Source organism: Streptomyces sp. SPB074, assembly GCF_000154905.1.
Classification (GTDB): Bacteria; Actinomycetota; Actinomycetes; order Streptomycetales; family Streptomycetaceae; genus Streptomyces.
The window spans coordinates 5,552,240-5,561,628 of record NZ_GG770539.1 but is presented as its reverse complement, the minus strand read 5'-3'; the positions used below and the strand labels follow the sequence as shown (position 1 = coordinate 5,561,628).

Here is a 9,389-nt window from a genome sequence, read left to right as displayed (position 1 = left end):
GTACCGCGTGCCCCTCCCGCCCCGCTCCCGGCCGGGCCTCAGTCCTTCGCCGTCGCCCGCTTCGCCGAAGCGGACTTCGCGGACTTCGCGGACTTCGCCGTCTTCGCCGTCTTCGCCGCGCGCGGAGCGGCGGCCTTGCGCGCGGCGCCCTGGCCCGTGACGATCTGGCCGGCCGTCTTGCTCGCGGCCCGCTTGCGCGAAGCCGTCTTGCGGGCGGGCGCGGGGGCCGCCGAGGTGCCGAGCACCTCCTTGAGGAAGCGGCCGGTGTGGCTGCCGGGCTCCTCGGCGATCTCCTCCGGGGTGCCCTCGGCGACGACCATGCCGCCGCCGTTCCCGCCCTCGGGTCCCATGTCCACGACCCAGTCCGCCGTCTTGATCACATCGAGGTTGTGCTCGATGACGATCACCGTGTTGCCCTTCTCGACCAGCCCGGACAGCACCTTGATCAGCTTGCTGATGTCCTCGAAGTGCAGGCCGGTGGTGGGCTCGTCGAGGACGTAGACCGTGGAACCCGTCGAGCGCTTCTGGAGCTCGCTCGCGAGCTTGACGCGCTGGGCCTCGCCGCCCGAGAGGGTCGGCGCGGACTGGCCGAGCCGGACGTAGCCGAGACCGACGTCCTTGAGCGTGCGCAGGTGGCGCGAGATGGCGGGGACGGCCTCGAAGAAGTCCGTCGCCTCCTCGATCGGCATGTCCAGGACCTCGGCGATGGACTTGCCCTTGTAGTGGACCTCCAGGGTCTCCCGGTTGTACCGGGCGCCGTGGCAGACCTCGCACGGCACGTAGACGTCCGGGAGGAAGTTCATCTCGATCTTGATCGTGCCGTCACCGGAGCAGTTCTCGCACCGGCCGCCCTTGACGTTGAAGGAGAAGCGGCCCGGCAGGTAGCCGCGCACCTTCGCCTCGGTCGTCTCCGCGAAGAGCTTGCGGACGTGGTCGAAGACACCCGTGTACGTGGCCGGGTTGGAGCGCGGGGTGCGGCCGATGGGCGACTGGTCGACGTGCACGACCTTGTCGACCTGGTCGTCCCCGGAGACCCGGGTGTGCCGTCCGGGGACGGAGCGGGCGCCGTTCAGCTCCCTGGCCAGGTGCGTGTAGAGGATGTCGTTGACGAGGGTGGACTTGCCCGAGCCGGAGACGCCGGTGACGGCGGTGAGGACGCCGAGCGGGAAGGAGACGTCGATGTCGCGGAGGTTGTTCTCCTTCGCGCCGAAGACGGTCAGTTTCCGCTTGGGGTCGGCGGGGCGCCGCGCCTCGGGGACGGCGATGGCGCGCCGGCCCGAGAGGTACTGGCCGGTCAGCGACTCCGTGTTGCTGAGCAGCCCGGGCAGTTCGCCGCTGTGCACGACCTTGCCGCCGTGCTCACCGGCGCCGGGGCCGATGTCCACGACCCAGTCCGCGACCTTGATCGTGTCCTCGTCGTGCTCCACGACGATGAGGGTGTTGCCCATGTCGCGCAGGCGTACGAGGGTCTCGATGAGCCGGTGGTTGTCGCGCTGGTGCAGCCCGATGGAGGGCTCGTCCAGCACGTAGAGGACACCGACGAGACCGGAGCCGATCTGCGTGGCGAGGCGGATGCGCTGGGCCTCGCCGCCGGAGAGGGTGCCCGCCGCGCGGTTGAGCGAGAGGTAGTCGAGGCCAACGTCCACGAGAAAGCGCAGCCGCTCGTTGACCTCCTTGAGCACCCGCTCGGCGATCTTCCTGTCCCGCCCGTCGAGCGTCAGCTCGGCGAGGAAGTCCGCACAGTCGGTGATCGACATCGCGGAGACCTCGGCGATGGACTTCCCCATCACCGTGACCGCGAGCACGATCGGCTTGAGCCGGGTGCCGTGGCAGCTCGGGCAGGGCACCTCGCGCATGTAGCCCTCGAAACGCTCCCTGCTCGTGTCGCTCTCCGCCTCGGAGTGGCGGCGCTTGACGAAGGGCACGGCGCCCTCGAAGGCGGTGGTGTAGGTGCGCTGGCGCCCGTACCTGTTGCGGTAGCTGACCTCGATACGGGTGCGGTGCCCGTGCAGCAGCGCCTTCTTCGCGCGCTGCGGCAGCCCGGCCCAGGGGATGTCGGTGCGGAAGCCGAGGGCGTCGGCGAGCGCGCCGACGATACGGCCGAAGTACTCCTTGGTGTGCCCGTGCGACCAGGGGTGGATGGCGCCCTCGTCGAGGGACTTGTCCTCGTCGGGGATGATCAGCTCGGGATCGACCTCCATCCGCGTCCCGATGCCGGTGCACTCGGGGCAGGCGCCGAAGGGCGAGTTGAAGGAGAAGGAGCGGGGCTCCAGTTCCTCGAAGGAGAGGTCGTCGTACGGGCAGTACAGGTGCTCCGAGTACATCCGCTCGCGCTCGGGGTCCTCGGCGTCGAGGTCCACGAAGTCGAGGACGACCATGCCGCCGGAGAGGCCGAGGGCGGTCTCGACCGAGTCGGTGAGGCGGCGCTTGGCGCTCTCCTTCACCGTGAGCCGGTCCACGACCACCTCGACGGTGTGCTTCTCCTGCTTCTTGAGCTTGGGCGGCTCGCTGAGCTGGATGGTCTCGCCGTCCACGCGGGCGCGGCTGTACCCCTTGGTCTGGAGTTCGGCGAAGAGGTCCACGAACTCGCCCTTGCGCTCGCGCACAAGGGGCGAGAGGACCTGGAAGCGGCTGCCCTCGGGCAGGCCGAGGACCTTGTCCACGATCTGCTGCGGGAACTGCCGGGCGATGGGGCGCCCGCACTGGGGGCAGTGCGGCTTGCCGATGCGCGCGAAGAGCAGGCGCAGGTAGTCGTAGACCTCGGTGATGGTGCCGACCGTCGAGCGCGGGTTGCGCGAGGTGGACTTCTGGTCGATCGAGACGGCCGGTGAGAGGCCCTCGATGAAGTCGACGTCGGGTTTGTCCATCTGGCCGAGGAACTGCCGGGCGTACGAGGAGAGCGACTCCACGTAACGCCGTTGCCCCTCGGCGAAGATCGTGTCGAACGCGAGGGATGACTTGCCCGAGCCGGAGAGTCCCGTGAAGACGATCAGGGAGTCCCGGGGGAGGTCGAGCGAGACGTTCCGCAGATTGTGCTCGCGTGCTCCACGGACGATGAGACGGTCGGCCACGCCGGTCCGCACCTTTCTGATCGGAGAAACGGGGGCTCGCCCCGCTTCGAGAACGTCTGGACCATCGGGCACGGACGGCTGCGTGCTCTCCGGTACGGGCCCCTGGGGGCCGACTGGAGACACCGCCTCGGCGATGGACTGTCACGGGGGCGGGGCCTCGCACGGCCACGCCGCCACCGTCCCTGTCGAGAACACCGGCGGAACCCTGGGGATTCCACGGGGCTGACCGCCCCGGCCGGTGCGCACGGTCAAGGATGCCTCGTGACTGCGCTTCCGAGCGTATAGCACGCACATTCGATTACCGGCCGCCTCCCGCTTTCTTCACCCGGACGTGTCAAGTCTGCGGAGGCGACTTGACGCCTGGGGCCGGATCGGCGACCCGCCGGGCGTGTTCACCGTCACAACGGCCCCTACCGGGCACCCGTCACGGGCCCGGGCACGACTGTCCGTACCGGGTTCGGGTGACTGTCGGTGGCGGGTTCTAGGGTGGCCGCATGACGTACAGCGGAAAGGTGCGGGTGGGCGGGCCCGCCGAGGCGCACGAACTGAGCGGGCTGATCATCTCCAAGGTCGCCGTCGGCCCCATGGAGAACAACGCCTACCTGCTGCGCTGCCGGGAGACGGGCGAGCAGTTACTGATCGACGCGGCGGCGGAGCCGGAGACCCTGCTGGGGCTCGTCGGCCCCGACGGGCTGCGCACGGTGGTCACGACGCACCAGCACCCCGACCACTGGCAGGCGCTCGCGGAGGTCGTCGCGGCGACCGGGGCGCTCACCTGCGCGGGCCGCGAGGACGTGGCGGGCATCCCCGTCCCCACGGACGTACCGCTGGACGACGGGGACGAGGTCCGGGTGGGCCGCGTGCGCCTGGGCGTGCGGCACCTGCGCGGGCACACCCCGGGCTCGGTCGCCCTCGTCTACGACGACCCGGACGGCGCCCCGCACGTCTTCACCGGCGATTCCCTCTTCCCCGGCGGCGTCGGCAACACGCACGGGGACGCGGCGGCGTTCCAGCGGCTCATCACCGACGTGGAGGAGCGCGTTTTCGCGCCGCTGCCGGACGAGACCTGGGTCTACCCGGGCCACGGCGCCGACACCTCCCTCGGCGCCGAACGCCCGCACCTCGGGGAGTGGCGCGCGCGGGGCTGGTGACACCGGGCGGCGGTGCTGGTGACGTCCGGCGGGCGCGGACGGGCGGTGGCAGGGCTTGGCCGGCGCGGGCTGCGGCAGGGCCCGGCGGCTCAGTCCAGCAGTGCCGCGACCCGCTCGACGGCGAAGCCGTAGCCCTGGAGGCCACAGCCGGCGATGACGGCGTCGGCGCGCAGCGAGACGTAGGAGTGGTGCCGGAACTGCTCCCGCCGGTGGATGTTCGAGAGGTGCACCTCCACGACGGGCAGTCCCTCGCACGCCTGGAGCGCGTCGAGGAGCGCGACGGAGGTGTGCGAGTAGGCAGCGGGGTTGATCACGATGCCGCAGTGGTGCTCGCGCGCCTCGTGCACCCAGTCGACGAGCTGTCCCTCGTGGTTGCTCTGGCGGGCGTCCGCCCGTCCGCCCAGCTCCTCGGCGGTGCGGGCGCACAGGGCCTCGACGTCGGCGAGCGTGTCGGTGCCGTAGACCTCGGGCTGCCGCTTGCCGAGGAGGTTCAGGTTGGGCCCGTTGAGCACCATGAGCGGGGCGGTCGTGAAGCTGTGCGGCATGGGGTCCTCCGGTCCGGGGCTGCGATGGACCGAGGTCTATCACGCCGGCCCCGGGCGTGAAGAAGCGTGGTCCCCGCCCGTCCCCATGGCGGGCGAGGACCACGCGTGAGGCGTGCCGCGTACGGTCAGCGCCTCGGTCCGGCCCCGTCGTCCCCGTCCCTGGACGGCTGGGCCGCGTCTGTGTGCGGATTCCGCTCGCCGGGCGCGCCCACGACCGCGTGCTCGGCCCCGGCCCCGGCGGCCTCCTCGGCCTCCCGCTTCCTGCGCGTGGCGAGGAGGCTCGTGACGGTCGTGACCGCGAGGACGGCGACGATGACGCCGAGCGAGACGGTCGTCGGGATCTCGGGGACGTGCACGCCGCTCTCGTGGAGGGCGTGGAGCACGAGCTTGACCCCGATGAAGCCGAGGATGACCGAGAGGCCGTAGCTGAGGTGGACGAGCTTCTTGAGCAGCCCGCCGATGAGGAAGTAGAGCTGGCGCAGGCCCATCAGCGCGAAGGCGTTCGCGGTGAAGACGATGTACGGGTCCTGGGTGAGGCCGAAGATCGCCGGGATGGAGTCGAGGGCGAAGAGGACGTCGGTGGTGCCGATGGCGAGGATCACGACGAGCATCGGCGTCATGATCCGCTTGCCGTGCTGCCGCACGAAGAGCTTCGTGCCGTGGTACCTGTCGGCGACGCCGAAGCGGGTCTCCAGGGACTTGAGGAGCTTGTTCTCCTCGAACTCGTCCTCCTCCCCGTCCTCCTCGCGCGCCTCTTTGATGAGCTTCCAGGCGGTGTAGAGGAGGAAGGCGCCGAAGAGGTAGAAGATCCAGGAGAAGTTCTCGATCATCGCGGCGCCCGCGAGGATGAAGACCGTCCGCAGGGCCAGCGCGATGAGCACCCCGACGAGGAGCACGCGCTGCTGGAACTTCGTGGGGACCGCGAACTTCGCCATGATCAGCACGAAGACGAAGAGATTGTCGACACTGAGCGATTTCTCGGTGATGAAGCCCGCGAAGAACTCGCTGCCCTGGGTGCCCCCGGCGAAGACCAGGAGCCCTACGCCGAAGAGACAGGCGAGGACGATCCAGACGACCGTCCAGATCCCGGCCTCCTTGAGGGAGACCTCGTGCGGTTTGCGTCCGATGAGGAAGTCGACCGCGACCATGGCCAGCAGGGCCACGATCGTGATCAGCCATACGGTGAGAGAGATGTTCACTGCGCCTCCGGCAGTACGTCACGGCATTCGATCAGCTCGTCGCTGCCGGAGGTCTCTTCCACCACGGCCGTCCGGGCGCGTGGCCGACGCCCCGGGACCTGAGCGGTCCGTATTGACGGGTACGCCGCTTGAGGAGTACTCCCCTCCGCTGTTCACAAGGTACGGGGATACCCAAGAGATGTAAAGGTGAAGGTAAAAGAAATCAAAAAGGAGCAGGTGGGGGCGGGTGCCGGACAGCGTGTCCGGCACCCGCCCGTGCCGTTCTCAGAGCAGGGGCAGGATGGCCGGCACGAGGTCCTGGAAGGTGCGCCCCTGCGCGGGCGTGCCGAGCGCGGTCATCCGCCAGCCGCCGTCGGCGCGGTGGACCTTCGCCATGATCTGCGCCGTGTACGGACCGCCGCCCGCGAGGGTGTGCCGGGCCAGTTCCTGCCCGGTCGTCTCGTCCACGAGCCGGCAGAAGGCGTTCTGGACCTCCTGGAAGGTCTGGCCCGTGAAGGAATTCACCGTGAAGACGATCTGGTCGATGTGCGCGGGCACCCGCTGGAGGTCCACGAGGATCGATTCGTCGTCGTCCCCCTGCCCCGCGCCCCCGACGAGGTTGTCCCCGGTGTGCCGGATGGAGCCGTCATTGCTCGTGAGGTGCTGGAAGAAGACGACGTCGACCGACTTCTTCCCGCTGAAGAGCACGGCGGAGGCGTCCAGGTCGATCTCCCGGGGCCGTACGAGCGAGCCGAGCAGTCCCCGCTTGCGCGGCGCGGCCTGCCAGCCGAGCCCCATCCGGACCGCCGTCAGCGCGCCCCCGTCGCCCTTCTCCAGACTGATGCCCTGTCCCTTGGCCAAGTTGACCGTCACGTGTCCCCACCTTCCGTGCCTGCGTCGCCGGGGCGCTCCCCCGTCGAAGCGCCCGCCCCGACCCTCGCACGGCGGCGGCCCGCCGCGCAGCCCCCGAACGGCGGATTGTGGCCGTCCCGGGACACGGGGCGTCCCGTGCACGCCAGGCGGGTGACCTGGTCCCGCCCCGGGCGCGGATCACCCTCCCGGGTGAGCGGGGAGGGCCGGTCACCCTCGCCGCTCCAGCGGCCCCCGGCCGCCCTCCCCCGCTCAGGCACCCCTGGCCACCCTCCCTGCTCAGGCGTCCCCGGTCGCCCTCTCCCCCCTCAGGCGACCCCCGCCTCCTTCATCTGCCGCAGTTCCTTCTTCATCTCGGAGACCTCGTCGCGCAGCCGCGCGGCCACCTCGAACTGGAGGTCGGCGGCGGCGGCCCGCATCCGGTCGGTCATCTCCTCGATCTGCTGGGCCAGCTCGGCGCCGGGCCGGTCGGTCGGCGTGCTCGCGGCCTTGCCCTTGGCGCTCTTCGCGCCCTTCGCCGCCTTGCCCGCCTCGGCCGTCGCCTTGCCGCCCAGCGCGGGCACGGGCGTCTTGGCGCCCTTGCCCTCGGCGGCCTGCCGGTACCCCGTGCCGAGCAGGGACTCGGTGTCGACCTCCTCGCGCGCGATCGAGGCGACGATGTCGTTGATCTTCTTCCGCAGCGGCTGCGGATCGATGCCGCGCTCGGTGTTGTACGCGATCTGCTTGGCGCGGCGGCGGTTGGTCTCGTCGATGGCGCGCTCCATCGCGGGCGTGATCTTGTCCGCGTACATGTGGACCTGGCCCGAGACGTTGCGGGCGGCACGCCCGATGGTCTGGATGAGCGAGGTCCCCGAGCGCAGGAAGCCCTCCTTGTCCGCGTCGAGGATCGCGACCAGGGAGACCTCGGGCAGGTCGAGGCCCTCGCGGAGCAGGTTGATCCCGACGAGGACGTCGTACTCCCCCGCCCGCAGTTCGCGCAGCAGCTCGATGCGGCGCAGCGTGTCCACGTCGCTGTGCAGGTAGCGGACGTTGATGCCCAGCTCCAGGAAGTAGTCCGTGAGGTCCTCGGCCATCTTCTTGGTGAGCGTCGTGACGAGGACGCGTTCGTCCTTCTCGGTGCGCTCGCGGATCTCGTGCACGAGGTCGTCGATCTGGCCCTCGGTCGGCTTGACGACGATCTCGGGGTCCACGAGCCCGGTCGGGCGGATGATCTGCTCCACGAAGCCGTCCGAGCGGGACAGCTCGTAGTTCCCCGGCGTCGCCGAGAGGTACACCGCCTGGCCGATGCGCTTCTGGAACTCCTCCCATTTCAGCGGCCGGTTGTCCAGCGCGGAGGGGAGGCGGAAACCGTGGTCCACCAGGGTGCGCTTGCGGGAGGCGTCGCCCTCGTACATCGCGCCGATCTGCGGGACGGTGACGTGCGACTCGTCGATGACGAGAAGGAAGTCCTCGGGGAAGTAGTCGAGCAGCGTGTTCGGCGGCGAGCCGGGCTCGCGGTCGTCGAAGTGCATCGAGTAGTTTTCCACGCCGGAGCAGGTGCCGATCTGGCGGAGCATCTCGATGTCGTACGTCGTCCGCATCCGCAGCCGCTGCGCCTCCAGGAGCTTGCCCTGCTTCTCCAGCTCGGCGAGCCGCTGCTCCAGTTCCGCCTCGATGCCGCTGACCGCCCGCTCCATGCGCTCGGGGCCGGCGATGTAGTGCGAGGCGGGGAAGACGTACACCTGCTGGTCGTCGCTGATGACCTCGCCGGTGAGCGGGTGGAGCAGGGAGAGCGCCTCGATCTCGTCGCCGAACATCTCGATGCGGACGGCGAGCTCCTCGTAGACGGGGAAGATCTCGATCGTGTCCCCGCGCACGCGGAAGGTGCCGCGGGTGAAGGCGACGTCGTTGCGCGCGTACTGGATGTCCACGAAGCGCCGCAGCAGCTCGTCGCGGTCCACCTCGTCGCCGACCTTGAGGGAGACCATGCGGTCCACGTACTCCTGCGGCGTGCCGAGGCCGTAGATGCAGGAGACGGAGGCCACCACGACGACGTCCCTGCGGGTGAGCAGCGAGTTCGTCGCCGAGTGGCGCAGGCGTTCGACCTCCTCGTTGATCGAGGAGTCCTTCTCGATGTAGGTGTCCGACTGCGGGACGTACGCCTCGGGCTGGTAGTAGTCGTAGTACGAGACGAAGTACTCGACCGCGTTGTTCGGGAGCAGCTCGCGGAACTCGTTGGCGAGCTGTGCCGCGAGGGTCTTGTTGGGCGCCATGACGAGGGTGGGGCGCTGGAGCCGCTCGATCATCCACGCGGTGGTCGCCGACTTGCCGGTACCGGTCGCGCCGAGCAGGACGACGTCCTTCTCCCCGCCCTTGACGCGCTTCTCCAGCTCGGCGATGGCGGTGGGCTGGTCACCGCTGGGCGAGTACGGGCTGACGACCTCGAAAGGTGCCACCGTGCGTTCGATCTGAGTTACGGGCCGCATGTCGTCCACGGTACGACCGACCACTGACAAGCGGCCCGGCAAGCGGGGCGGGCCACGCGGGGAAGGGCGCGGCCGGCGCGCGGGGAGGGGAGCGCGCGCCCCGGCGCGG

General features: G+C 70.0%; 6 protein-coding genes. 1 reads left to right on the top strand and 5 read right to left on the bottom strand.

Annotation, left to right across the window (positions count from 1 at the left end; translation table 11 throughout):
* Nucleotides 1-38 precede the first annotated feature (38 nt).
* Nucleotides 39-3,071 carry an excinuclease ABC subunit UvrA gene (gene uvrA / locus SSBG_RS23525; RefSeq protein ID WP_037870477.1) on the bottom strand — a complete coding sequence of 1,011 codons (3,033 nt, stop codon included), beginning with the start codon at nt 3,069-3,071 and terminating at the stop codon, nt 39-41.
* Nucleotides 3,072-3,565: 494 nt separating this feature from the next.
* Between uvrA and SSBG_RS23520 the strand changes: the two genes are divergently transcribed.
* Nucleotides 3,566-4,222 (top strand): MBL fold metallo-hydrolase, encoded by a 657-nt coding sequence (locus SSBG_RS23520; RefSeq protein ID WP_008748565.1) that lies wholly within the window; start codon nt 3,566-3,568, stop codon nt 4,220-4,222.
* 89 nt (nt 4,223-4,311) lie between these two features.
* Here SSBG_RS23520 and aroQ read toward each other — a convergent pair whose 3' ends face one another.
* The 4 genes from aroQ to uvrB form a co-directional block, all read right to left on the bottom strand.
* Nucleotides 4,312-4,767 carry a type II 3-dehydroquinate dehydratase gene (aroQ, locus tag SSBG_RS23515; protein WP_008748564.1) on the bottom strand — a complete coding sequence of 152 codons (456 nt, stop codon included), beginning with the start codon at nt 4,765-4,767 and terminating at the stop codon, nt 4,312-4,314.
* Nucleotides 4,768-4,892: 125 nt separating this feature from the next.
* Nucleotides 4,893-5,966 (bottom strand): TerC family protein, encoded by a 1,074-nt coding sequence (locus SSBG_RS23510; RefSeq protein WP_008748563.1) that lies wholly within the window; start codon nt 5,964-5,966, stop codon nt 4,893-4,895.
* A 264-nt stretch (nt 5,967-6,230) separates the two neighbouring features.
* Nucleotides 6,231-6,818, bottom strand: coding sequence for a TerD family protein (locus tag SSBG_RS23505; protein WP_008748562.1), 588 nt, complete (start codon nt 6,816-6,818; stop codon nt 6,231-6,233).
* Nucleotides 6,819-7,123: 305 nt separating this feature from the next.
* Entirely contained in the window at nt 7,124-9,280 is a 2,157-nt protein-coding gene (uvrB, locus tag SSBG_RS23500; protein WP_008748561.1) for an excinuclease ABC subunit UvrB, read from the bottom strand.
* Between the last annotated feature and the right edge of the window lie 109 nt (nt 9,281-9,389).

Coding starts and splice junctions, on each gene's coding strand:
- aroQ (WP_008748564.1), bottom strand. CDS start 4,767: ATGCCGCACAGCTTCACGACCGCCCCGCTCATGGTGCTCAACGGGCCC.
- SSBG_RS23520 (WP_008748565.1), top strand. CDS start 3,566: ATGACGTACAGCGGAAAGGTGCGGGTGGGCGGGCCCGCCGAGGCGCAC.
- uvrB (WP_008748561.1), bottom strand. CDS start 9,280: ATGCGGCCCGTAACTCAGATCGAACGCACGGTGGCACCTTTCGAGGTC.